The following is a 23,643-nucleotide window of genomic DNA, read 5'->3' on the forward strand; positions in this document are numbered from 1 at the left end:
TCGCTAACTGTGCTCGTCGTACAACGCGTTGATCTCGTCTGAGTATTTTTTCACGACGACGTGGCGTTTGACCTTGGTTGAGGGGGTGATTTCTCCGGCGTCTTCGCTCAGTTCGACCGGTATGACCCTGAATCGCTTGATTTGCTCGGCGCGGGAGACCGTCGCGTTCGCCCGGTCGATCTGCACTTGGAGCTCGGCGAGCAGCTCGGCGTCCTCGGCGGCGTCCGCGATCGGGGTCTTCGGGTCCTTGCCGTGGCGCTCCAGCCAGTCGGGGAGCATCTCGCCGTCCACCGAGATGAGCGCCCCGATGTAGGGGCGGCCCTCGCCGACGACCATCGCGTAGGCGATGAGCGGGTGGGAGTCCAGGACCTTCTCCAGCGGCGCGGGGGCGACGTTCTTGCCCCCGGAGGTCACGATGATCTCCTTCTTGCGGCCGGTGATGGTGACGTAGCCGTCGTCGTCGATCTCGGCGATGTCGCCGGTCGAGAACCAGCCGTCGGCGTCGAGCACCTCGGCGGTGGCCGCGTCGTTGTTCCAGTAGCCGCGGAAGATCTGCGGGCCCTTCGCCTGGAGCTCGCCGTCGTCGGCGACGCGCATCGAGGTGCTCGGGATGGGGCGACCGACCGAGCCGACCTTGATCGCGTTCTGGATGTTGAGCGCGAGCACCGGTGAGGTCTCGGTGAGCCCGTAGCCCTCGAAGATCGTCACCCCGACGCCGCGGAAGAAGTGCCCGAGCTCGCTGCCGAGCGCGGCGCCGCCGGAGACGGCCGAGGTGCACTCGCCGCCGAGCGCGGCCCGCAGCTTGGAGTAGACGAGGACGTCCCACAGCTTGTGGCGCAGTTTGAGCGCCAGGCCGGGTCCGGCCGAGGAGTCCAGCGCCCGGCTGTATTCCTTCGCGGCGGCCGTGGCCTTGTCGAACAGCTTGGCCTTGCCGCCGTCGACGGCCTTCTGGTAGGCGTTGTTGTAGACCTTCTCGAACACGCGCGGGATCGCCAGCAGCGTCGTCGGCTTGACCACGGGCATGATCTGGGCGAGCTTGGTGCGGTCGGAGAAGTGCGCCATCGTGGTGCGCGACTCGACGCCGGCGACCTGGAGGATCCGGGCCAGCACGTGCGCCAGCGGCAGGAACATGAGCATCCGCGCGCCGTCGTAGAGCACGTCCGGGACTTCGGGGATGATGTTGCGGATGTTCGCGGTCAGGTTCCGGTGGGTGAGCATGCAGCCCTTGGAGCGGCCGGTGGTGCCCGAGGTGTAGATGATCGTGGCGAGGTCGTCGGCCTTGCGGGAGGCCCGGCGCTCCTCGATGTCGACGTCGGCGTCCTTGCCGGACTCGGTGAGCCGTTCCACCGCGCCCTCGTCGATCGTCCAGATGTCCTTGACCGTCTCGGCCAGACCTTCGACGATCTGGCGGTGCTCGGGGGTCTCGACGATCGCGGCCACCGCGCCGGAGTCGGTCAGGATCCACTCGGCCTGCTCGGGCGAGGAGGTCTCGTAGACCGGCACGGTCACCGCGCCGGCGGCCCAGATCGCGTAGTCGAACAGGGTCCACTCGTACCTGGTCCGCGACATGAGCACGACCCGGTCGCCGGGCTGGATCCCGGCCGCGCCCAGGCCCCTGGCCACGCCGACCACCTGCTCGCGGAACTCGGCGGCGGTCACGTCCTCCCAGGTGAGCCCGTCGTCGTAGGTGCGGGCGTACAGGATCGAGTCGGGATGGTCGTCGGCGGCGGCCCAGAGAGCGGTGAGGGTGTTGTCGTCGTCTGGCACTGTCACCACGGGGGGGACGGCGAACTCGCGCATGGACAGGCTCCTTTGTGTGGCCGGTTTCACGGCTCTGTAAAGCGGCTCACATTAATGTTACCGGTCGGTCACTTGATCTTGCGCGGCGGGACTGTGAGCTGAACCATGATGATAGTGGTCGCCTCCCTGGCCCGGGGCGTCGGTGGCGCGGATTCCCGGTCCTTTGGACGCTTCGGCGGCTTCGATTGGCTCCGCGGCCGACTCGCATGCTGTGACGGTACCCGTGGTCCGGGGCCTCCTCCTTCCGAAAGCGGTAGGAAAAAGGGCGCGGAGCTCAGGCGATTAACATCGCGTAAAGTCTGTCGGTGGCCCGCAGCGTCGCGGAAAAACCAACGGCATCGCTCTTGAACAACGCTGGAGGGACAGCAGTGAGTCTGACAATCGGGGTCGACATCGGCGGGACCAAAGTCGGCGGCGGCCTCGTCGACGAGGACGGCCGGATCCTCGCCACGGCCCTTCGACCCACTCCGGCCGACGACACCGCGGGCGTCATCCGGGCCGTCAGCGAAGTCGTCGACGAACTGCGCGGCGACCACGACATCGAGGCCGTCGGCATCGGCGCGGCCGGATGGATCTCCTCCGACCGCTCCACGGTCATGCTGGCCCCCAACCTCTCATGGCGGGACGAGCCGCTGCGCGACAAGGTCGCCGCCGCCGTCGACCTCCCCGTCGTGGTCGAGAACGACGCCAACGTCGCCATCTGGGGCGAGCACCGCTTCGGCGCCGCCAAGGGCTTCCGCTCCTCCGTGCTCTACACCGTCGGCACCGGCATCGGCGGCGGCATCGTCGTCAAGGACAACCTGCTGCGCGGCACCAACGGCGTCGCCGCCGAGATCGGCCACATGCGCTCGGTCCCCGAAGGGCGCGAGTGCGGGTGCGGCCGCACCGGCTGCCTCGAGCAGTACGCCTCGGGCCGCGCGCTCACCCAGGCCGCCCGCGAGGGCGCCAAGGCCGACCCCGACAAGGCCCGGTTCCTGCTCAAGCTCGCCGGCGGCGACCCCGACGCCGTCACCGGCAAGGAGATCACCGAGGCCGCCGGGGAGGGCGACGAGGTCGCCCTCGCCGCCTTCGACTTCATCGGCTACTACCTCGGCAACTCCGCGGCCGACCTGGTGCAGCTCATCGACCCCGGCGTCGTCATCATCGCCGGCGGCGTCGTGGAGGCCGGCGACGTGCTGCTCGACCCCATCCGCAAGCACTACACCGAGGCGCTGGCCAAGCGCGCGGACCTCCCGGTCGCCGAGATCCAGGCCGCGACGCTCGGCTCGAAGGCCGGCGTCATCGGCGCGGCCGACCTGGCCAGGCAGCTGACCTGAGCCGAAGACGCGAACGGGGCCGGGGCGCGAACCCCGGCCCCTCTGTTTCGCACTCGGATCAGCAGACGTTCACCGACGCGTTGCCCGAGATGTTCCAGTTGACGTTGTCGCCGCACGGCGACTCGCGCACCGAGGTGTTGTTCACCTCCAAGGTGATCCACACGTCCCGCGTGTTGGGGAACTCCGAGCGGGCCGCGATGCGGACCTCGCCGCCGCCGTTGACGGTGCCGCCCTCGATGGTGACGTTGTAGCAGTTCTCGATGAGGATCGAGTTGTTGCCGTTGTTCGCCAGGTCGACGTTGCGGATGGTCACGCCGCCGGACTGCGAGACGCAGAAGACGCCGCGTCCGCCGCCGCGCGAGATGACGTTGTCGACCCAGATGTTGGTCGAGTAGTCGCCGCTGCCGAGCTCGCCGTTGTTGTTGGCCATGCGGAAGGTCGCGTAACCGGTGCCGGCGCCGACGTTCGAGCCGTCGACGGTGCCGACCCAGCCGTCGGTCGAGTTCTGGATGAGCAGGCCCGACTCGCCGACGTTGCGGGCGGTGACCCGCCCGATGCTGAAGCCGTCGATGTTCCACGTCTCGACGGCGTGGCTGCCCGCGCCCTCGACGTAGATGTCGTCCATGGTCACGTCCCTGCTGCCGGCCTCGTCGCGCTCGAACCTGATGCCCATGCCCCCGCTGAGGTCCATGTTGATGTCACCGAGGTGGAGGTTCGAGTTGCCGTAGAAGCGCATCGCGAAATACGCCGAGCCGGTCAGGTTCAGGTACGGGATCGACACGTTGGACGTGCCCAGTGATTCGATCGCGCCTCTGCCGCTGCGCCAGCCGATGTCGATCGTCCCGCAGCCCTCGAAGACCCGGTTGCTGGGGATCGAGATCGTGCTCGCGCCGATGCCGCCCGAGGCCATGACGGAGGTCCGCTCGCCGCTGCCGGTCGAGTCGACGGCGGCCTGGATCGCGGCGCGGTAGTCGCCGCCCTGGTAGACGGTGCTGCCGCCGTTGCTGGCGGTGTAGTTGCCGCTGGAGCCGGTCACGGTCGCGTCCGGGGAGCCCGAGCCGCACTCGCCGCCGGGGTCGGGATCGCCGCCGTCGCCGACCTCGACCAGCTGGAACTGCTGGTTGGCGCCGCCGTTGACGTCGTACTGGGAGATCCGGGAGCCGGGTTCGGTGGATCGTTCCCACACGTCCATGGCCTTGCCGGAGAAGCGGTTGACGAAGGTGGCGTAGCCGCCGCTCTCGCGCACCTCCCACTGCTGGTTGGTGCCGTTGAGGTCGGTCCACTGCGCGATGGTCGCGCCGTTCTCGGCGTTCCACTCGAAGACCTCCAGGACCAGGTTCGAGTGCCTGGCCTGGATGCGGTAGTAGCCGCCTCCGGCGTCGATGAAGCGGAACTGCTGGTTGGCCGCCCCGGTGTCGTTCCACTGGATGAGCTCGGCGCCCGCGGCGGTCGAGACGTCGAGGATGTCGAGCGCCAGGCCGGAATGGCGGCTGACGATCTTGTACCAGGTGCCGGTCTCCACTGCTCCGGCTGCCTGGGGGACCGCGAAGAGCGCGAGCGCGATGCCGGTGAGGGCGGCGGTGAGGGTGGTGAGGAGGAGGGTGAGTCTCCGTTTGAGGACTCGGGTCATGGCTTGATTCCTTTTGATCGAGAGATTGAAATGAAACGATTAAATTGGAACCGGAGCGGCGGGCATCGTCAGAGTCGGGGGACCCCGCCGCTCCGGTTCGACATCTCGGACCGATCACCTCCGATAAGGACGTTTTGGATTGGAACGTTTCAGCGGCGCGCGTCAGCAGACGTCCACCGACGCGTTGCCGGTGATGTTCCAGGTGATGTTCTCGCCGCAGGGCGACTCCCGGACGGAGGTGCCGTTCACCTCCAGGGAGATCGACACGTCCCGCGTGTTGGGGAACTCCGAGCGGGCCGCGATGCGGACCTCGCCGCCGCCGTTGACGGTGCCGCCCTCGATGGTGACGTTGTAGCAGTTCTCGATGAGGATCGAGTTGTTGCCGTTGTCGGCCAGGTCGACGTTCGCGATGGTCACGCCGCCGGACTGCGAGACGCAGAAGACGCCGCGTCCGCCGCCGCGCGAGATGACGTTGTCGACGTGGATGTTCGTGTCGTAGCCGCCGTCGGCCTCCTGGCCGTTGTTGTTGGCCATGCGGAAGGTCGCGTAACCGGTGCCGGCGCCGACGTTCTCGCCGTCGACGGTGCCGACCTGTCCGTTGGTCGAGTTCTGGATGAGCAGGCCCGACTCGCCGACGTTGCGGGCGGTGACCCGCCCGATGTCGAAGCCGTCGATGTTCCACGTCTCGACGGCGTGGCTGCCCGCGCCCTCGACGTAGACGTCGTCCATGGTCACGTCGGTGCTGCCGGGCAGGTCCCGCTCGAAGCGGATGCCGAGCCCGCCGCTCAGGTTCATGTTGATGTCGCCCAGGTGCAGGCCGTGGACGTCGGCGAACCGCATGCCGAAGTAGGGGGCTCCCGTCATGTTCATGTAGGGGATCGACACGTCGGTGGCGCCGATGGCCTGCACCGCTCCCTCGCCGGAGGCGTTGCCGACGTCCATGGTGCCGCAGACCTCGAAGGCGGTGTGGCTGGGCAGGTCGATGGCGTTGTCCCCGATCCAGGCGCTGGCCATGACCGAGACCTTCTCCTGGCTGGTGCGGTTCGGATCGAGCGCGCCGATCGCCTCCCAGATCGCGTTGATGTAGTACTCGCCCTGATAGACGGTCTCGCCGTGGTAGGTGGCCGTGAAGCCGGAGGACTGGCTGCCGGTCACGACCGCGTCGCCTCCGCCGCACTCCTGCGCCGCGGCGGCGTCGTCGTCCGGGGCCTCGGTCTCGGCTCCCGCGGACTGCGTGATGAGGACGAAGGACGTCAGTGCCGTCGCGGCGGCGAGCGCCGCCGCGCCGAGCACGGCGGTCTTCCGCCTGACTGTTCGTATCATTTCGGTGCTTTCACTCGTGTGATCAGGCCTTATGCGGTTGTGGACTCAAGGGGCGGGTCCGGTTCCGCGGGGTCATGGATTCCAATGTTCGTCCTACTCGGACATATGCAGTTGTGGGTCCAGGGCGCGGGCCCCGCCCGGAGGCGGTGCGCCGCGGCGGGGAGCGGCGCCGGGGCGAGGGGCCCCGGCGCCGCGCATGTCAGCCCAGCGAGCAGGCCGCCTCCGCGACGGCGGGAGTGCCGCTGTTCGAGGCGGTGTAGCCGATCTCGACCGAGGCTCCGGCGGCGATGGCGCCGTTCCAGTCCGCGTTCGTCACGGTGACGGTGTCCCCATCCTGCGACCAGGAGCCGCCCCACAGGTTCGCGACCTGCTCGTCGCCCGCGAAGGTCCACTGGACGGTCCACCCCTCGCTGGAGGCGCCGGTGCCGTTGGTGATCGTGACGTTGCCCTGGTGGCCGCCCTGCCAGGCGTTGGGGGAGGACCAGGAGGCCGCGCACTCGCCGCTCGGCGGCGGTTCGTCGGTGGTCGGCTCGTCGCTCGGCGTCTCCGAGGGCGTCTCGGTCTCGGTCGGGTCGTCCGGCGGCGTGTAGTCGCTCGACTCGCCGACGATGACGCCGCGGCCGTTGGTGCCGACGTAGACGCGCCCGAACACGTCCGGGTCGCCGGTGATGGCCGAGCCGGTCCACGCCCACTGGTGCTCGTCGTCGTTGATGCGCGTCCAGGTGGCCCCTTCGTCGACCGAGCGCCAGATGCCGCGCTCGCCGCCGCGGGAGGCGCTGGCGTAGACCGCCGGGTAGTCCTGGCCGGGGGCCGCGGCGCCGAAGCCGACGGTGTCGGCCGCGTCGAAGCCGGTGACCTGCGTCCAGTTCTGCCCGCCGTCGGTCGAGCGCCACATGCCGTAGGCGCCGTCCTCGGCCCCGCCGGCGAGCCACACGTGCCCGGCGTGGCCGGGCACGGCCCCGAAGCGGACCTCGCCCGAGGCGGGGAAGCCCGCGTACGCCGAGGCGGTGAAGCTCGCGCCGCCGTCGGCACTGTAGTAGAACCGTCCGCCCGCGAAGCCGTAGACGAGGCTCGCGTCGGCCCGGTCGGACTCGACCCGCGCGGCGTCCGGCAGGCCGCTCACGGCCGTCCAGGACGAGCCGTAGTCGGTCGAGCGCTGCGGGGCGGTCCCGCCGGGCGACCACACGATCGCCGAGGCGTCCGCCGTGACGGCCACGGTGCCGCCGTCGGTGACGCCGCTCGGCGTCTGCCCGGCCCACCAGGAGCCGCCGGAGTCGGACGAGACGCCGATGCGGGAGACGCCCTCTCCGCCGTTGCCCACGCGGACGACGACGCCCGGGTTGAGCTCGGCGAAGTCGATCGAGGTGGTGTTGCCGTGGTGCGGGGCCTGGTAGAACGAGTCCGGCACGGCGTCGATGTCGGTGTGGACGAAGCCGCCGATGTCGCCGAGCCCGCTGTAGAGGGCCGGGCCTCCCGGAGGCGCGGCCAGGTCCAGCACCGCGGTCTCCTCCAGGCCGTGGACCATCGGAGTGACGTGGAAGGTCTGGTTCGCGTCCCAGTTGGTGAGGTCGGTGGAGCCGTAGATGGTCGCGCCGGTGCCCCACATGACCCGGTCCGAATCGTGCGGGTCGATCGCCATCGAGTCGATCATCCAGCCCCACTTGGGGTTCTGCTCGGGCGCGGTCGGCGTGGCGCCCCAGTCGAGCCAGGGCACCGAGGAGTGGTCGATCTCGTAGCGGTCGACGCGCTCGGGCCAGCCGTTCAGCGTCCACGACTGCGTCCAGGTCTCGCCGGAGTCGGTGGAGCGGTAGGTGGTCTCGTCGGGCCACCAGGCGTTGACGCTCGAGACCATCAAGGTGCCGGGGTTCTGCCGGTCCAGCGTCAGGCCGCCGAAGCCGAAGCCCTGGTAGTCCGTGCCGTTGGGGCCGGGATGGATCTCGGTCCAGGTGCCGGCGGCGATGTCGTGGCGCCACACCGAGCCGCCGCGTTCGGCGCCCTCCTCGTTCGGCGGTCCGTTGTAGGGGCCGGGGTCCCAGGAGGTGATGACGTAGAGGTGGCCGTTCGCCTCGTCGATGGCGGCCTGCTTGGGGATGTTGGGGTAGCCGTCGACGGTGCCGATCTGCGTCGCCCCGGCCAGCGGTTCCCAGGTGGCGCCGTCGTCGCCGGAGACGTAGACGGGGTTGTCGGGGTCGGCGACGCCGACGTAGGTGGTTCCGGTGCCGGGGGCGAACTCGATCCACAGGACGCCCTGGTTGTCGCCGAGGACGGGGTCGCCGGGCGTGACGACGAAGTCGCCGGGGTTGGGGAAGCTCGCCACCTCGGCCCAGGTGCGGCCGTAGTCGGTGGACGTCCACAGCCCGTTGCCGCTCGGGGTGCCCAGATAGAGCCGGGAGTTGTCGCTCGGGTCGACCATGAGGCGCTCGCCCATGCCGCGGCCGGGCATGTTGCCGCCCTGCTTGAACGGCAGTTCGGCGACGCCCCAGGTCTCGCCGTAGTCATCGGAGTAGAGGACGGCGCCGTTGTTCGGGTCCCAGTCGTTGGTGTAGGTGCCGACGGCGGCGTAGACGCGGTTCGGCTCGACCGGGTCGGTCGCCACGGAGACGACGCCGGAGTAGCCCCACTCGTCCCAGCCGACCCAGTCGAGCAGGGGCTTCCAGGTCTGCGAGTCCTCCTGCCAGCGGTAGAGCCCGCCGATGTCGGTGCGGGCGTAGATCAGGTCCTCTTCGGTCTCGTTGAACACGATGCCGGGGACGAAACCGCCGCCCGCGATGGCGGCGTTGCTCCAGGTGTAGGTCTCCTCAGCCGGTGCCGGGTCGGCTGATTGGGAGTGGGCGGCGACTTGGACGACGGCGGCGGTTGCTGCGGTCACCGCTCCGACCGTCAAGAGGCCGACAAGTCTTCTCTTTCTCATCGAACTGCCTTCAATCGGCGGCGCCCGGCTCGCATGGGCCGGGCCGCCTACTTAATTGTCCGATCAAATATAAACAGATATCGATGTGATGTCAATCAATGTTCACGATAAACCACCAGCAAGTAGCACACCACCCGCCTCCCCTGTATCCGGAGAGCCGACGGGGCGCCGCGCGCTCAGTCGCGCTTGTAGCCGACGACGAGCTCGCTCGCGAGCTGCTCGCAGAACAGGCCGATGTCGGTGATGACGCCGATCGCCTGGCCCGAGCCGCGGTCGGCCAGCTTGGTGACCGTCGCGGGGTTGATGTCGACGCTCACCAGCGGCACCTTGGCCGGCAGCAGGTTCCCAGTGGCGATCGAGTGCAGCATGGTCGCCACCATGATCGCGAAGCCGACGCCGGGCAGCTGCGAGCGCATGGCCCGCTGGCCCTCGATGACGTCGGTGTAGACGTCCGGCAGCGGCCCGTCGTCGCGGACCGAGCCGACCAGCACGTACTGCTTGCCGTTCTTGACCAGCGAGTGCATGATGCCGCGGCGCAGGACGCCCTCGGCCACCGCGTCGGCGATCGAACCGCAGGCGCGGATCTTGTTGATCGCCCGGATGTGGTGCTCGTGGCCGTGGGGGACGCCATGGCCCTTGTCGAGGTCGACGCCCAGAGAGGTGCCGAACAGCGAGGACTCGATGTCGTGGGCGGCGAGGGCGTTGCCCGCGAAGAGGATGTCGACGTAGCCCTCGTCGATGAGCGCCTCGAGGGCCTTGCCCGCGCCGGTGTGGACGATCGCGGGGCCGCCGACCCAGAGGATCTTCTCGCCGCGGGCCTTGACCTCGCGCATCCGCTCGGCGATCTGGCGCACCTGGAGGGCCTGGGGGCGCTCCGAGGAGACGCCGGAGGCCATGAACTCGAAGTTCGAGGACTCGGGGTCCTCCCGCTCGGGCTCGGGCAGCGGCAGGACCTTGACGCCCTCGCCGCCGCAGACGACCAGCTCGCCGGCGCGCACGTCCGAGACCGGGAGGGTCCGGGCCGTGCTGTGGTCGGCGGCGACGATGATGCCGCAGTCCATCTCCGAGTTCTCCACCTCGATCCAGGTGTTCCCGAGGCGGATGCGGGTGTCGAAGTTCGTCGTGGAGTAGAAGTCCTCGGGGAACACGCCGTCGCTCGGGGCCGGCCTGACCGTCGCGACGCCCGGGTCGATCGGGTTGGCTCCGTGGGTCTGGAGGCGCATGATGATGCGCTCCAGCAGCTCGGAGGTCTCGGCCGAGATCGTCAGCTGGACGTAGGACTCGTCGGTGTGGTGCCGTCCCACGTCGAACCGGTCGATCGAATAGGCCCCCGAGTACTCGAGGACATCGTCCATGACGCGGGCGAAGACGCCCTGGTCGATGAGGTGTCCGCGCAGCTCGACGGTCTTGCTGTGTTCCACGACAGTGCTTCTCCTGTGGTTTCCGGTGACGCCGAGTCGAGCCTAGCTCCCGGGGCGGGAGAGGGCGACGGCGCGGGGCGGGGGAGGGCCGGTTCCGCCGCGGACGCTCGCCCAGGGAGCGGTGCGGCCCTGCCCGCTGTTTCCGGGGGCCTGGGAGTGCGGTCGTTCAGGCAGGCGGGGTGGAGGCCTGTCCGCTGCTTCGGGTGGAGGCCTCCGGACTCCGCTGGGCGGGGGGCGCGGCGGCGGCCTTGGCCCGCTCGATCTCCTCGGCGCTGGGCCAGTTGCGCGTCACCAGCGCCATGATTCCCAGCCCCAGCAGCCCCCAGACGCCGACCACGTACGGGACCGGCACGCCCAGCTCGGCCACGAAGCCCACGGCGGCGATCGCCACACCCTGGCTCAGCTGGAGGCCGCCGTTCACCGCCGAGACGATCCGGCCGCGCCAGCCGTCGGGGATGCACTGGGCGAGCGTGGCGTTCATCGGCGCCATGATGGCCGTGGACAGGCCGATCCCGATGGCGATCAGGATGACCCCGGCCAGCGGCGGATCGAGCAGCGCGGTCGCCAGCACCAGCGGAGCGGCGAAGGCCAGCGGCCGGATCAGCTTGTCGCGCAGCGAAGACGGGACGAACCTGGTGAACAGCAGCATCCCGACGATGGTGGCGGCGGCGTCGACGGCCATGATCGAGCCCTGCGTGACCGAACCGCGGCCGAGGTGGACGGCCCACAGCACCGCCACGCCCTCCGGGACGGCCGCCAGCGCGTACAGGCCCCAGATGGAGAAGGACACCGTGCGCAGGACCCGGTTGTCGCGCAGCGTCTTCAGGCCCTCGCCGGTCTCGACCAGCACGTGCTTGCGCTCTTCGCGCTTGTTGACCGACGGGCGGTGCCGCACGAACACGAAGATCGCGAACGCGCTGAAGACGAACATCGCGGCGTTGATGGCCAGGGCCGTGTACGGGTCGATGGCGGCCAGCAGGCCGCCCGCGAGGTAGCCGATGATCTGGGCGACGCCCGCGGCGCTGAGGTTGAGCGCGATGGCGACCGAGAGGGCGTCTCCGGTGACGATCTGGGCGAGGGTGGAGGTGCGGGCCGCGGAGTAGGCCGGCTGGACCGCGGCGATGGCGAAGACGACGGCCATCATGGCCGGGACGGGCATCCCGGGGATGAGCAGCAGCGCGACCAGGCCGGCGCGGAGGAGGTCGCACAGGATCATCACGTTGCGGTAGGAATAGCGGTCCACGATGGCCCCGAGGACCTGGGCGAGGCCGAGGTAGGGGGCGAAGCTGATGGCGAAGGAGGCGGCGGCGAGGGCGGAGGACCCGGTGTTGCTCCAGACCAGGAAGGTGACGGCGACGCGGTTGAGCATGGCGCCGGCGCTGGAGAGGCAGTACGCGGCTAGGAAGGAGGCGGCTTCTCGATTGCCGAAGACGTCCCCGAACGTGGGTTTGCGTTCTGCTGGGGGACTGGCGGGCCCACCTGGGTCGGGTGAGCCGGGGTGTTGTTGGGACACAAAGCCTTCCTCGAGGAACCTGAAGGGGAGGTAAGCGACAATCCTCCGCGATTGCCGCAAGTGCCATCAGTCTGACGGTTGGCGCGGTCTTTGTCAAGGGGCCCAGTGTGTTCAAAGTGTAAAAACCGGACGGCGGAACCGCCTCGCATTACTCTCGGTCATATTAGGCCCCAAGGGTTTCGGTGGACTGCCAAGTGGTCGGTTCAAGCTTCAAGCAATATGGGCCGAAGGGGCCGAGCGAGGCTCCGGTCCGATGGCGACACGGGCAGGGCGCGGGCCGGAGCCGCCCGCCCTGAACGGGCTCGCGCGGCGGTGGGCCGTCGAGCCGTCGTCGGCATCCGGATCGAGCGGACTGTGCGGCGGTGAGCGGCCCGCGATTCCCGAGCGGAGTCGCGCGGCGGTGGGCCGTTGGGAGGTCTGCGCCCGGAGTGGGCGCCGCTGCGCGGCCCGCCGTTCCCGAGCGGAGTCGCGTGCCGCTGCTTGCGCCGCTGCGGGCCGAGGCGTCCTCTCGACCGTGCTCGACTATCCTCCCAATGGTCACTAACCTCTAAACAGTTTTGTAGGAAACCAATAAGAGAGGGGTCGGCGATGACCGCCAGTGCCACCACCGCATGGATCGCCCGCGACGCCGCCGCCGTCTGGCACCCGTTCACCCAGCACGCCACCTGGGTCGAAGACCGCCCGACCGTCGTCGAACGGGCCGAGGGCCCCTGGCTGATCGACGTCGACGGCCGCCGCTACCTCGACGGCGTCTCCTCTCTGTGGACCACCACGCTCGGCCACTGCCACCCGGAGGTCAACGCCGCCGTCACCGCGCAGCTCGCCAAGCTCGACCACTCCACCTTCCTCGGCACCACCCACACCCCTGGCATCGAACTCGCCGAGGCCCTCATCGCCTCGGCCCCCGAGGGCGACGGGCCCGAGTTGACGAAGGTCTTCTACGCCGGCGACGGCTCCTCCGCCGTCGAGGCCGCCCTCAAGATCGCCTACCAGCACTCCCACCAGACCGGCCGCCCGCGCCCCAAGTTCGTGCGCCTCGAGCACGCCTACCACGGCGACACCCTCGGCGCGGTCGCCGTCGGCGGCCACGAGCTCTTCCACGCCACCTACCGGCCGCTGCTCCTGGAGACCATCGGCGTCCCCTCCCCGGGCGACCGGGCCCTCGGCGAGCACCGGACCGAGATCGCCGTCGACGAGCTCCGAGCGGCCATGCGCTCCCAAGGCGACGAGGTCTGCGCGATCATCGTCGAGCCGCTGATGCAGGGCGCGGCGGGCATGCTCGACCACGACGCCGCCTTCCTCCGCGCCGCACGCGAACTCGCCGACGAGCACGGCGCGCTCCTGATCTTCGACGAGGTCGCCACCGGCTTCGGCCGCACCGGCAGGATGTGGGCCGCCGAGCACGCCGGCGTCGTCCCCGACCTCCTCACCTGCGGCAAGGGCATCACCGCCGGATACCTGCCGCTGTCGGCGGTGCTCGCCGCCGAGCACGTCTACGAGGCCTTCCTCGCCCGCCCCGGCGACACCGCGCCGCGCACGTTCTTCCACGGCCACACCTACACCGGCAACCCGCTGTGCTGCGCCGCCGCCCTGGCCGGCCTGCGCGTCATGGCCGAACAGGACGTGGTCGGCCGGGCCGCGCGCCTCGGCGAGCGCCTCGCCGAGCTCCTCGAACCCCTCGCCGCCCACAAGCAGGTGGCCGAGATCCGGCGGCTCGGCACCATGGTCGGCGTCGAGGTGCGGCCGAACTCCGACCGGACCGGCTTCGAGGTCTGCCAGGCCGCCCGCGAACGCGGCGTCTGGCTGCGGCCCTTGGGCGACACCGTCATCCTCATGCCGCCCCTGACCCTCGGCGAAGCCGAGACCGGCCTCCTGGTGACCGCGCTCGCCGAAGCGGTCGACGAGGTCTGCTCGTGAGGCTCTGGGACCGCCTGGCGCGCAAGGCCGCCCTGCGTGAGCGGGCCGGACTGGCGCGCGCCGCCCGCCCCCGCGCCGAGGCGATCGACCTCGCCGGCAACGACTACCTGGGCTTGAGCGGGCACCCGCGGGTCGTCGCCGCCGCCGCGGCGGCGCTCGAGGAGTACGGGCTCGGGGCGGGCGGCTCGCGGCTGGTCCGCGGCACCACCGAGGCGCACGAGGCCTTCGAGGCCGACATCGCCCGCCACCTCGGGGCCGAGACCGCCACGCTGTATTCCTCGGGCTACCTGGCGAACCTCGGCGCCCTCGCCTCGCTGCCCGGCCCGGTCCTGCTCGACGCCCACGTCCACGCCTCCCTGCACGACGCGGCCAGACTGGCGGGCCGCCCCTCGGCGAGCTTCGCGCACAACGACCTCGACGAGCTCGAACGCGCTTTGGCCGCGCTCCGTCCCGCCGTCGTGGCGGTCGAATCGGTCTACTCGGTGCTCGGCGACGCCGCGCCGCTGCGCGAGATCCACGCCCTGACCTCCGCCCACGAGGCGCTGCTCGTGGTCGACGAGGCGCACGCCGTCGGCACGGTCGGCCCGAACGGCGCCGGGGGAGCGGCCGCCGCGGGACTGGGCGGCGACCCCGGCGTGGTCGTCACCGCCACGCTCTCCAAGGCCCTCGGCGCGGCGGGAGGCGTGATCGCCGGGCCGGCCGAACTGCGCCGCCACCTGACCGACACCAGCCGCCCCTTCGTCTACGACACCGCGCCCCCGCCCGCGGTGGTGGCCGGCGCCGCCGAGGCGCTCCGGATCGCCCGCGGAGCCGACGCCTCCCGCGCCGAACTCGCGCGCCGGGCCCGCGCCGCCGCGGCGGAACTGGACGCGCCCGCCCCGGCCGCGGGGGTCCTCTCGCCGCCCGCCGGAGACGCCCGCGCGGCGGCGGCCTGGGCCGCCCGCTGCGCCGACCGCGGCGTGGCCGTCGGCTGCTTCCGCCCGCCCTCCACACCCGACCACCGGTCCCGGCTGCGGATTACGATCAACACCGGAGTCGGGGCCGCCGACTTCGACAAGGCCGTGCAGGCCGTCAAGGAGGAGCGAGCGTGATCGCATTCGAGGGCCCCGTGATCGTCACCGGCACCGACACGGGCGTCGGCAAGACCGTGACGACGGCCGCCATAGCGGTGCACCTGATGGCCAAGGGCGCCACCGTGGAGGTCGTCAAGGTCGCCCAGACCGGCGGCGACGACGACGCCGCGACGGCGAACCGCCTCAGCGGCGCCCCCTCGCGCTGCCTCGTCCGCTACCCCGACCCGCTCGCCCCCGTCGCCGCCGCGCGGCGCGCCGAGGCGCCGCTGCTGAAGCTGATCGAGGTCGCCGAGACCGCGCTGGCGTGCCCGGCCGACGTGGTGCTGCTCGAAGGGGCCGGCGGCCTGCTCGTCCAGATCGGCGAGGGCGGCTGGACCATGCGCGATCTCGCCGCCGAACTGGGCTGCCCGGCCGTCGTGGTGGCGCGGGCGGGCCTCGGCACGCTCAACCACACGGCCCTGACGCTCGAGGCCCTCTCCAGGCGCGGCGTCGAAGCGGCCGTGGTCATCGGGGCCTGGCCGCACCGGCCGGGCCTGGCCGAGATCGAGAACCTCCAGGACCTGCCCGGCGACCGCCTCGGCTGGATCCCCGACGGCGCGGGCGATCTCGCCCCGGAGGTCTTCCGCCTGGCCGCCACCGAATGGCTCGACCTGGGCGGCACGGTCTGACACCGCCGCCGCACGCGGCCTCTCGCCCGAACGCGGTCCCGCACCGTGCCGTCGGCCATATACTCCGGGTCGGCGGGCCGACACGGTCGCCGACCAGAGATCTCCAGACGTGAGGAGTTGCCGTGGACAATCTCGCCCGGTTGGCCGAAGACCACATCGCCGCCGCCAGAGAGGCCGAGCACGGCCGCAGCGCCGAACTCCTGCTGCACGACGGCCCGCTGCGGCAGAGCCTCATCGCCCTCGCCGAGGGCTTCGAGCTGGACGAGCACGAGGCGCCGACCGCGGGCGCGCTGCTGGTCCTGCGCGGACGGGTGCGGCTGACCGCTCCCGGCGGCGACGTCGAGCTCGCGGAGCACCAGTTCGCCGCCATACCGCAGGAACGCCACGGGCTGACCGCGATCCAGGACGCCGCGGTCCTCCTCACGACGGTGACCGGGATCTGACCCGGCACGGAGCGTCAATCGGTCCATTCGCATCTATTGACCACATCGCATGTTAACGATAATCTCTCCGAAAACCTTTTCGGAATTTTTTCGTTCCGCCCGAGCCCCGCCGCGAACCCCGCGGCCGTCACCGGAGGACCCCGATGCGGAGACGACTCCTCGCTCTCACAGGCACCGCGCTCATGATCACTTCCACGGCCGTCATCACCGCCCCGCACCCCGTCGCGGGCGAGGAACCGGAGATCGACCCGGCCGTCCTGACCGTCGACGTCTCCCAGCCGTACAAGGAGGTCGACCACGCCGCCTCCGGATCGCTCTACGGCATCGGCGACGAGGGCTGGCCGCCCGACGAGTGGATCGCGCCCACCAGCCCCAAGATGTTCACCCAGCCGCCGCCCGGCGCCACCCACCTGCCGAACGGCGAACCCGAACCCGTCGGCGACACGCTCGACGTCTGGGAGACCGCCTCCCGCAACGGCGCCACGGTCACCGTCCGCCTCCCCGACATCTTCCCGACCTTCCCCTACCAGTGGCAGGGCGACGACTACTGGTACACGAAGGTCGAGGAGATGGTCGCCGCCGTCCAGGCCTCCGGCGCCGACAACGTCTACGGCTACGAGATCTGGAACGAGCCCCAGTGGACCTGGAACGACGACTGGGGCTCCTACTTCGAGATGTGGGACCGCACCTACCGCCTCATCCGCGAACTCGACCCCGACACGCCCATCATCGGCCCCAGCTACGACCGCGACTACGAGGCCGGGCTGCGCGAGTTCATGGAGCACGCCGTCGCCGGCGACACCGTCCCCGACATCGTCTCCTGGCACGAGCTCGGCCCCGTGGAAGGACTCAACGTCGGCGAGCACGTCGCCTTCTACCGCGCGCTCGAAGAGGAGCTCGGCGTCGAGCCGCGCCCGATCAGCATCAACGAGTACGGCTCCCCGCGCGACGCGGGCGTCCCCGGCTGGCTCGCCCGCTTCGTTTCCCGCATGGAACGCGCCGAGGTGGACACCGCGAACCTCGCCTTCTGGCACAAGCCCGGCCGCCTGTCCGACCTGCTCGTGCCCACCGGCGGCGGCTCCGGCCCGGCCACCGAGCCGCAGCCGACCGGGAACTACTGGCTGTTCAAGTGGTACGGCGAGATGACCGGCGACATGGTCGAGGTGACCCCGCCGACCACCACCGGCCGCTACATCGAGATCGGCGAGCCCGTCCCGGCCCCGTCCACCCGCATCCCCGGCCAGGACGGCTTCGGAGGCGCCATCGGGCTCGGCGGCGACGACCCCAACACCCATGTGGAGCTGCCCGACGGCCTCGTCGACGGCCTGGGCGACTTCACCGTCGCCGCCTGGGTCAAGCCCGACGCGAACACCCAGTGGTCGCGGATCTTCGACTTCGGCTCGGGCACCGAGAACAACATGTTCCTCACCGTCGACGACGGCACCGGCCTGCGCTTCGACCTCAAGGTCGGCGGCACCGTCCAGCAGATCGCGAGCTCGGCCGGGACGCTCCCCACCGGACAGTGGTCCCACGTCGCGGTCGTCAAGACCGGCGACACCGGCGTCCTGTACGTCGACGGCGAACCGGTCGGAGTGAACGAGGCGATGACGCTGAGCCCGGCCGACATGGGCGAGACCACGCAGAACTGGATCGGCGAGTCCCAGTACGAGGCCGACCCGCTGCTCGACGCCGCCGTCGACGAGTTCCAGATCTTCGGCCGCGGCCTGACCGAGGCCGAGGTCCGGTCGCTCACGGCCTCCCCGGCCGGCGAGACCGGCGGCGGCGACGTCGCCTGGTACCCCTTCGAGGAGGCCGAGGGCACCACCGCGCTCGACGCCTCCGGCAACGGCCGCGACGCCGTCGTGGGCACCGCGACCACCGGCGTGGAGCACATCCCCGCACTCGACGGCTTCGCCAGCGCCGACCCCGAGACGGACACCGCGAAGGTCGTCTTCGGCGGCGGCGAGGGCGACATCCGGCTCGACGTCCAGGGCCTCGACTCCCTGAACGGCTTCGGCCGCAAGGCGAACGTGCAGGTCTTCACCACCGGGTGGACCGGCACCGACGGCGTCTCCGAAGGGCCGGTGCCCTTGTTCGAGGGCACCTACAGGGTCGACGGGGACGGCTCGATCTCGGTGCCCGTCCAGGGCCTGAACGAGACCGACGCCTACTACGCGGTCATCACGCCGGAGCGGAAGGCGCCCGACTTCGAAGGCCCCGTCCGCCGCCACGAGGCCGAGGACGCCTTCCCGGCCCACTGGCTGGGGGAGCAGGACAGCCCGCTGGCCTCCGAGAACGGCTACATCGAAGGGCGGCCGTGGGCGGACGAGCTGCTGTTCACCGTCGACGCGCCGGTCGCCGGAGCCTACGACCTCGGCATCCGCTACACCAACGACTCCGCAGAGGCCGTGACCGGCGACCTCGGCGTCAACGGAGAGAAGACCGAGCTCGCCTACGAGCCGACCGGCTCCGAGTTCGCCACGGCCGCGGTCCCGCTCGAACTGCGGGAAGGACGGAACTGGATCACGGTCGAACTCGACGACATCGGCGTCGACTACCTCGAGGCGACGCCGTTCAGCGAGCGCCTCCAGGCCGAAGGCGGCGAGTGGGCCGGCGCCGAACTGGTCGAAGTGGACATGTCGGAGGGCAACTTCTTCGCGCCCTACTTCTCCGAGGCCGCCTACGTCCGCGGCTTCGAAGGCGAGGACAGCAACCTGCGACTGCCGGTCACCGTGCCGGCGGCGGGCACCTACGAGCTGACCATCGGCTATTCGACCGCGGGCACCGAGGAGGAGCGGCGCGCGCAGATCACCTCCGGGCACCTGCTGCGCGTCGGCGACGGCGAATGGCAGGAGGTCGTCTACACGCCGACGCAGTACAGGGACATGGTCGGCACCACGACGGTGACCGTCGAACTCCCGGCGGGAACCTCGGAGCTCACCCTCGCCAAGAGCGATCCGGACCGGGACGACGAACCACAGCCAGGCACAGTGGACCTCGACTACATCGATGTCGAACTCGCCCACTGACCAAGACCGCATTGTGAGGGTATGAACGGGCGCCGGGCCGCACGGCCCGGCGCCCTCGCTTGTCGCGGCCCACACGACCGCCCGAAATCGACGACAATAAGGCATGGACCCTTCGAAGATCCGTGTCCGCTACTCGCCCCGCTGGATCGCCGTCGGAATCGCGATCCAGGCCGGGGTGGTCACGATGGCCTGGGCCGGCGACATGTTCCTCTTCAGGGACGGGTCGCCGTCGACCTTCTACTTCGGCCTGTTTCTCATACTGAGCGTCATCGTCGTGGATGTCCTGCTCTTCTTCGGCGTCATCCCGTACGGCTCGATCACACCGCACCGGGTCTCGTTCAAGGACATGGGGGTGCGCGGTCCGGGCCTGCGGCCTCCCCCTTCCCGGGCCGTTCTGTATCCGGGCGACGCCGTCGTGATGACCGACAAGGATCTGTTCGTCTGGCGATACCACTCCCAGACATATGAACGGCTGGAAGTGGTCTTCTCTCTGGTCCATCGCGACGATTTGGAGAGGATGCGGTCCTGGGTGTCCCGGACCTGGCAGCAGCCGACCAACCTTCAGCATGCGAAAGCCGTCGTCGAGCGGACATCCATGCGGGACCGGCTGTTCGGAAGGAAAGACGTCACTTATTGACGGCGAGCTCCGCTGAGAGCGCGCAGGGGCTCACGCGGCCAGGCGCTCGCGCGAGCGGCGATGGGTCGTCGGGGTGACGCCGCGGACTCGCTTGAAGGCCACTGACAGGGCGAAGGCGTTCGCGTAGCCGACGCGGCGGGCGATCGCCTCGATGGTGTGGTCGGTCGAGCGCAGCAGATCGGCTGCCAAGGTGATTCGCCATGAGGTCAGGTACGCCATCGGCGCCTCGCCGACCAGAGCGGTGAAGCGCCGGGACAGGGTGGCGCGGGAGACCTTGGCGCGGTCGGCCAGCTCGCCGATGCTCCACGGGTGCGCCGGGTCCTCGTGCAGCAGGCGGAGCACCGAGCCGACGACCGGGTCGCTCTGGGCCCGATACCATCCCGGCGCATGCGACTCCGGACGGGCGAACCAGGCCCGCAGCGTGGTGATCAGCGCCAGGTCGAGCCAACGGTCCAGCACGCTCTGCTGACCGGGCTCGTCGCACTGGATCTCGGCGAGCATCATGTCCATCACGTGCCCGGCGACGTCGGCGGCCGGGACCACCAGCACCGACGGCAGGGCCGAGAGCAGCCGGCCGCTGACGTCGCCGTCGAACCGGTAGGTGCCGCTGACCGCCATCGCGGCGCCTTCGGGACGGGCGCCGTACGTCCGGACCCCGAGCCGCGCACTGTAGTCGACCGGCGCGCCGGGCAGCGGCTCGCAGCGCCCGCCGGGGTGGATCCGCAACTGCGGCACGGTCTCCGGCTCGTCGCCCACGACGTACGGCTCCGGGCCGCGCACGATGACGACGTCGCCCTCCTCCATCCGGACCGGCTCGATGCCGTCCCTGACGATCCAGGCCGAGCCGCGGGCGAGGGACGCGAGCGACAGCGGCGCCCGCTCCACGATGTGCAGCGCCCACGGCGGGTCCATGATGGTCAGATTGAAGACCCCGCCGTGCGCTTTGGCGCCGGCCAGCAGATCGTCGAGTACGTCCACACGAACAGCTTAGTTTGAGACGGACGGACATGGAAGTGCGCCTCTCAACCATGGTTCGTCTCATCATCCTGCGGTGTACTTGAACGCATGACGAACACGACGATTCTCATCCTCGGCGGCAAGGGCAAGACCGGCCGCCATGTCACCGAACGACTCCAGGCGCGCGGCGTCCAGACCCGGCTGGCCTCGCGGTCGAGCGCACGGCGATTCGACTGGTACGACGAGGACACCTGGGAGCCGGTGACGACCGGCATCGACACGGCCTACATGGCCCCGCCGGTCGACCCGCCGGGCATGATGCGGGCCGAGCGGTTCATCAGGCAGGCGGCGGCGAACGGACTGCGCCGGCTGGTGCTGCTCTCCGGCCGCGGCGTCGGCAGCCCCGGCCGCGAGTTCGAGGTCTACGAGAAGGGGCTCGAACTGGAGAACGCGGTCAAGGACAGCGGCCTCGACTGGACCATCGTCCGACCCGCGTGGTTCATGCAGAACTTCAGCGAGGACTTCTTCTACGATTCGGTGATGGCCGGCGAACTCCGGGTCTCGGCGGGCGACGGCGCCGAGCCGTGGATCGACACCGAGGACATCGCCGAGGTGATGGTGGCCGCGCTGCTGGACCCGAAGCACATCGGCGAGACCTACTCGCTGTCCGGCCCGCGCACGCTCACCATGACCGAGGTCGCGTCCGAGCTGACCGCCGCGATCGGGCGGCCGATCCGCTACGTCGAGCTCGAACCCGAGGAGCACGTCGCCGAACTCGTCGGGTACGGCGCTCCGCGAGAGGTGGCCGAGTCGCTCCGCGACCTGCTCGCGGTGATCCGCAACCACCGCTCCGAGTACCTTTCGGACGGTGTGCGGCAGGTGCTCGGCCGTGAGCCGCGCGACTTCGCCGACTGGGCGCGACGCACCGCGCGGACCGGAGCCTGGTCGGCCTGACCGGGCCCGGTCGGCTCGCGGGCGGCCTCCATATTCGATGGGGCACATCGCGAGTGGGCGCCAAGGCGAGAGGTTCGAAGTGCGGTCCGCACCTCCGGTGGAGCGCATCGAGCTCGCGGGCACGGTCGAACGCCGACGCCGTTCACTCCGGAACAGATGAGGGCCGGTCGATCCCCACCGATCGACCGGCCCGGTGCCCTGCGATGTTCCGCAACGGAGTCCTGGGGAGGCTCGCGTCGCGGGCGTCGCAGGGCGGATTGGGCACGGCGGTGCTGTGACGGCCATGCGCGACAACGGTTCGGCCGGCCGCCGTGCCCGAGTTTCAGGTGACTAGTGATCGGTGATCTTGCGTGCCTCGGCCTCGATCCAGGCGCACCATTCATCGCCGTTCCAGGCGCCGTGCCATGTCGGGCCGGAGCCGGGCCGGTCGGTGAAGACGCAGACCTCGCTGGGGCCGTTGCCGTCCGAGCAGTCGACACGGTAGGCGCGCGGGGCCTTGGCGGTCTGGAATACGGTGAAGATCGCCGGGCCGCGCCGGAACTCGCCGAGGTAGGCGTCCTCTGGTGTGAGTTCGCCTGGTGTGGATTTGCTTGGTATGGATTCGCCTGGTGTGGATTCGTCAGCCATCGCAGTGCCGGATCTCGCCGTTGTAGAAGACCATGAAGGCCTGGGCCTCGGCCCATTCGCGCCAGGCTTCGGAGGCGGAGCGCCAGCCGGGGCCCCAGGTGGCGTGGAGTTCGCCGGTGTTGAGTCCGGAGATGACGAGGACGATGTCGCGGGCCTCGCCGGTGTGGACCTGGAAGGAATCGGGCGCGGTCTCGCTGGAGGCGCGGACGGTGTAGGTGCGGACGCTGTCGGCGAAGGAGCCGCGCTCCAGCTCGGCGCCGCGTGGCGGATTGGGTTTGGTCTTGACGGTCGCGTGGGCGACAATGGGTGCTGACACGGTGTGCAACCTCCGTGTTGTCTAAGACCGGGGCGGGCGCAGGTTGGTAGCCAGATCTCCCGCCCCGGTCGGTTTCTGTGGAGGGCATGAAATGCCCGTTCTCACGTGTTCCGTCCCCAGAATCCCGAGATGGACTTCTCATGCCTGGTTGGTATCATGGCATATATCGATAGTTGATGCAAGATTGCATAAGCTAAATAGGCGCAGTTCTTCTGTCGGTTCCATGACAGAACGTTTGGAGCAACCATGCCGACACTCCCGGGACCCGGCCCCAGCCTTCGCTCTCAGTGGCTCGGTGAGCGCATTCGTGACCTGCGGAAATCCAGAAGAATGTCGCTGAAAGAGGTTGGGAGTTATCTCCAGCGCGACCAGGCCACGCTCAGCCGATACGAGAACGGTGAGCTTCCAGTGCGGCGCGGCGATCTGATGGCGATGCTGGATCTCTTCGGCGTGTCGGACCCGAAGATGCGCGGCGACCTTGAGCAGATGCGGGATGACTGCTGGCAGAAGGACTGGTGGGATCAGCACCGAGAAGACCTGGGAAGCCAGTTCATCAACATGCCCTGGTTGGAGAGCAGAGCGGAGCGGATCTGCTCCTACCAGACCATGTTCGTGGACGGCCTGCTCCAAACGCGGGAACAAGCCGAGGTGCTCATCAGAAACGCCGAATCGGCAGAGACGAGTGAGCAGCAGATCGAGCGATGGGTGGATCTGCGCATCGACAGGCAGAGAGTCCTCACTGGTCAAGACCCCACGCGCTTGTCGGTGATTTTGGAGGAGACCGTGCTTCATCGGCGGATGGGCGGCCCGCGGATATGGCATGACCAGCTCCAACGCCTGCTGGGTGAGTCGGAGCGGGACAATGTCGAGGTGCGCGTAATGCCGTTCTCGCGAGCCCCGCACGCTGGGCATCAAGGCAGTTTCATCCTCTTCGAGATGCCTGAGCCGTATCCGGAAGTCGCGTATGTCGACACGCTTGCCGGGATCCTCTATGTCGAAGATCCCTCGGTCCATCGGTTCAGCCAGGCGTGGCAAGATCTTTATGAGGGGGCACTCAGCCCGGAGGCTTCGATCCAGCTGATTGCCGAACATCTTGAGGGGACCTGAC

The 23,643-nt window shown here is 69.9% G+C and carries 18 protein-coding genes; 9 read left to right on the plus strand and 9 right to left on the minus strand.

Annotation, left to right across the window (positions count from 1 at the left end; translation table 11 throughout):
* Nucleotides 1-3: 3 nt before the first annotated feature.
* Nucleotides 4-1,800: an AMP-dependent synthetase/ligase gene (locus YWW_RS0105345; RefSeq protein WP_026929306.1), complete on the minus strand. Its 1,797-nt coding sequence runs from the start codon at nucleotides 1,798-1,800 to the stop codon at nucleotides 4-6.
* A 368-nt stretch (nucleotides 1,801-2,168) separates the two neighbouring features.
* Between YWW_RS0105345 and YWW_RS0105350 the strand changes: the two genes are divergently transcribed.
* Nucleotides 2,169-3,116, plus strand: coding sequence for an ROK family glucokinase (locus YWW_RS0105350; RefSeq protein WP_026929307.1), 948 nt, complete (start codon nucleotides 2,169-2,171; stop codon nucleotides 3,114-3,116).
* 58 nt (nucleotides 3,117-3,174) lie between these two features.
* On the opposite strand, the gene YWW_RS0105355 is transcribed toward YWW_RS0105350, so the two are convergent.
* The 5 genes from YWW_RS0105355 to YWW_RS28455 form a co-directional block, all read right to left on the minus strand.
* Nucleotides 3,175-4,746: an RICIN domain-containing protein gene (locus YWW_RS0105355; RefSeq protein ID WP_026929308.1), complete on the minus strand. Its 1,572-nt coding sequence runs from the start codon at nucleotides 4,744-4,746 to the stop codon at nucleotides 3,175-3,177.
* A gap of 162 nt (nucleotides 4,747-4,908) precedes the next feature.
* Complete coding sequence (locus YWW_RS0105360; RefSeq protein ID WP_026929309.1) at nucleotides 4,909-6,069, minus strand: right-handed parallel beta-helix repeat-containing protein; 1,161 nt, start codon at nucleotides 6,067-6,069, stop codon at nucleotides 4,909-4,911.
* 199 nt (nucleotides 6,070-6,268) lie between these two features.
* Entirely contained in the window at nucleotides 6,269-8,938 is a 2,670-nt protein-coding gene (locus YWW_RS0105365; protein ID WP_245595359.1) for a cellulose binding domain-containing protein, read from the minus strand.
* 218 nt (nucleotides 8,939-9,156) lie between these two features.
* Nucleotides 9,157-10,401: an ornithine cyclodeaminase, nickel-pincer nucleotide-dependent gene (locus YWW_RS0105370; RefSeq protein ID WP_026929311.1), complete on the minus strand. Its 1,245-nt coding sequence runs from the start codon at nucleotides 10,399-10,401 to the stop codon at nucleotides 9,157-9,159.
* 166 nt (nucleotides 10,402-10,567) lie between these two features.
* A complete protein-coding gene (locus YWW_RS28455; protein WP_155829937.1) occupies nucleotides 10,568-11,914 on the minus strand; it encodes an MFS transporter in 1,347 nt (448 codons plus the stop codon).
* A 588-nt stretch (nucleotides 11,915-12,502) separates the two neighbouring features.
* Here YWW_RS28455 and bioA point away from each other — a divergent pair.
* The 6 genes from bioA (at nucleotide 12,503) to YWW_RS0105405 (ending at nucleotide 19,681) form a co-directional block, all read left to right on the plus strand.
* On the plus strand, nucleotides 12,503-13,831 hold the full coding sequence (gene bioA, locus YWW_RS0105380; RefSeq protein WP_026929312.1) for an adenosylmethionine--8-amino-7-oxononanoate transaminase: 1,329 nt from the start codon (nucleotides 12,503-12,505) through the stop codon (nucleotides 13,829-13,831).
* Nucleotides 13,828-14,922: an aminotransferase class I/II-fold pyridoxal phosphate-dependent enzyme gene (locus YWW_RS0105385; protein WP_035704088.1), complete on the plus strand. Its 1,095-nt coding sequence runs from the start codon at nucleotides 13,828-13,830 to the stop codon at nucleotides 14,920-14,922. The genes bioA and YWW_RS0105385 overlap by 4 nt, the downstream gene beginning before the upstream one ends.
* Nucleotides 14,919-15,572, plus strand: coding sequence for a dethiobiotin synthase (bioD, locus tag YWW_RS0105390; protein ID WP_026929314.1), 654 nt, complete (start codon nucleotides 14,919-14,921; stop codon nucleotides 15,570-15,572). The genes YWW_RS0105385 and bioD overlap by 4 nt, the downstream gene beginning before the upstream one ends.
* 122 nt (nucleotides 15,573-15,694) lie before the next feature.
* On the plus strand, nucleotides 15,695-16,015 hold the full coding sequence (locus YWW_RS0105395; RefSeq protein WP_026929315.1) for a cupin domain-containing protein: 321 nt from the start codon (nucleotides 15,695-15,697) through the stop codon (nucleotides 16,013-16,015).
* A 182-nt stretch (nucleotides 16,016-16,197) separates the two neighbouring features.
* A complete protein-coding gene (locus tag YWW_RS33765) occupies nucleotides 16,198-19,044 on the plus strand; it encodes a LamG-like jellyroll fold domain-containing protein (RefSeq protein ID WP_051325410.1) in 2,847 nt (948 codons plus the stop codon).
* A gap of 103 nt (nucleotides 19,045-19,147) precedes the next feature.
* Entirely contained in the window at nucleotides 19,148-19,681 is a 534-nt protein-coding gene (locus YWW_RS0105405) for a hypothetical protein (protein ID WP_026929316.1), read from the plus strand.
* Nucleotides 19,682-19,711: 30 nt separating this feature from the next.
* Here YWW_RS0105405 and YWW_RS0105410 read toward each other — a convergent pair whose 3' ends face one another.
* Nucleotides 19,712-20,659, minus strand: a complete 948-nt coding sequence (locus tag YWW_RS0105410; RefSeq protein WP_026929317.1) for an AraC family transcriptional regulator — start codon at nucleotides 20,657-20,659, stop codon at nucleotides 19,712-19,714.
* A gap of 87 nt (nucleotides 20,660-20,746) precedes the next feature.
* On the opposite strand from YWW_RS0105410, the gene YWW_RS0105415 reads away from it, so the two are divergent.
* On the plus strand, nucleotides 20,747-21,592 hold the full coding sequence (locus YWW_RS0105415) for an NAD(P)H-binding protein (RefSeq protein ID WP_026929318.1): 846 nt from the start codon (nucleotides 20,747-20,749) through the stop codon (nucleotides 21,590-21,592).
* 330 nt (nucleotides 21,593-21,922) lie between these two features.
* Here YWW_RS0105415 and YWW_RS0105420 read toward each other — a convergent pair whose 3' ends face one another.
* Nucleotides 21,923-22,219 (minus strand): hypothetical protein, encoded by a 297-nt coding sequence (locus YWW_RS0105420; protein WP_026929319.1) that lies wholly within the window; start codon nucleotides 22,217-22,219, stop codon nucleotides 21,923-21,925.
* Complete coding sequence (locus tag YWW_RS0105425) at nucleotides 22,212-22,535, minus strand: hypothetical protein (RefSeq protein WP_026929320.1); 324 nt, start codon at nucleotides 22,533-22,535, stop codon at nucleotides 22,212-22,214. Before YWW_RS0105425 ends, YWW_RS0105420 begins: the two co-directional genes overlap by 8 nt.
* Before the next feature lie 246 nt (nucleotides 22,536-22,781).
* On the opposite strand from YWW_RS0105425, the gene YWW_RS0105430 reads away from it, so the two are divergent.
* Nucleotides 22,782-23,642 carry a helix-turn-helix domain-containing protein gene (locus YWW_RS0105430; protein WP_026929321.1) on the plus strand — a complete coding sequence of 287 codons (861 nt, stop codon included), beginning with the start codon at nucleotides 22,782-22,784 and terminating at the stop codon, nucleotides 23,640-23,642.
* Nucleotide 23,643: the final 1 nt, after the last annotated feature.

It is taken from the genome of Glycomyces tenuis DSM 44171 (assembly GCF_000427885.1).
GTDB classification, from domain to species: Bacteria; Actinomycetota; Actinomycetes; order Mycobacteriales; family Micromonosporaceae; genus Glycomyces; species Glycomyces tenuis.

What these genes read in the sequence shown, in the direction of transcription:
- YWW_RS0105345 (WP_026929306.1), bottom strand. Translation starts at nt 1,800, where the DNA reads ATGCGCGAGTTCGCCGTCCCCCCCGTGGTGACAGTGCCAGACGACGAC.
- YWW_RS0105355 (WP_026929308.1), bottom strand. Translation starts at nt 4,746, where the DNA reads ATGACCCGAGTCCTCAAACGGAGACTCACCCTCCTCCTCACCACCCTC.
- YWW_RS0105360 (WP_026929309.1), bottom strand. Translation starts at nt 6,069, where the DNA reads ATGATACGAACAGTCAGGCGGAAGACCGCCGTGCTCGGCGCGGCGGCG.
- bioA (WP_026929312.1), top strand. Translation starts at nt 12,503, where the DNA reads ATGACCGCCAGTGCCACCACCGCATGGATCGCCCGCGACGCCGCCGCC.
- YWW_RS33765 (WP_051325410.1), top strand. Translation starts at nt 16,198, where the DNA reads ATGATCACTTCCACGGCCGTCATCACCGCCCCGCACCCCGTCGCGGGC.
- YWW_RS0105405 (WP_026929316.1), top strand. Translation starts at nt 19,148, where the DNA reads ATGGACCCTTCGAAGATCCGTGTCCGCTACTCGCCCCGCTGGATCGCC.
- YWW_RS0105415 (WP_026929318.1), top strand. Translation starts at nt 20,747, where the DNA reads ATGACGAACACGACGATTCTCATCCTCGGCGGCAAGGGCAAGACCGGC.
- YWW_RS0105420 (WP_026929319.1), bottom strand. Translation starts at nt 22,219, where the DNA reads ATGGCTGACGAATCCACACCAGGCGAATCCATACCAAGCAAATCCACA.
- YWW_RS0105430 (WP_026929321.1), top strand. Translation starts at nt 22,782, where the DNA reads ATGCCGACACTCCCGGGACCCGGCCCCAGCCTTCGCTCTCAGTGGCTC.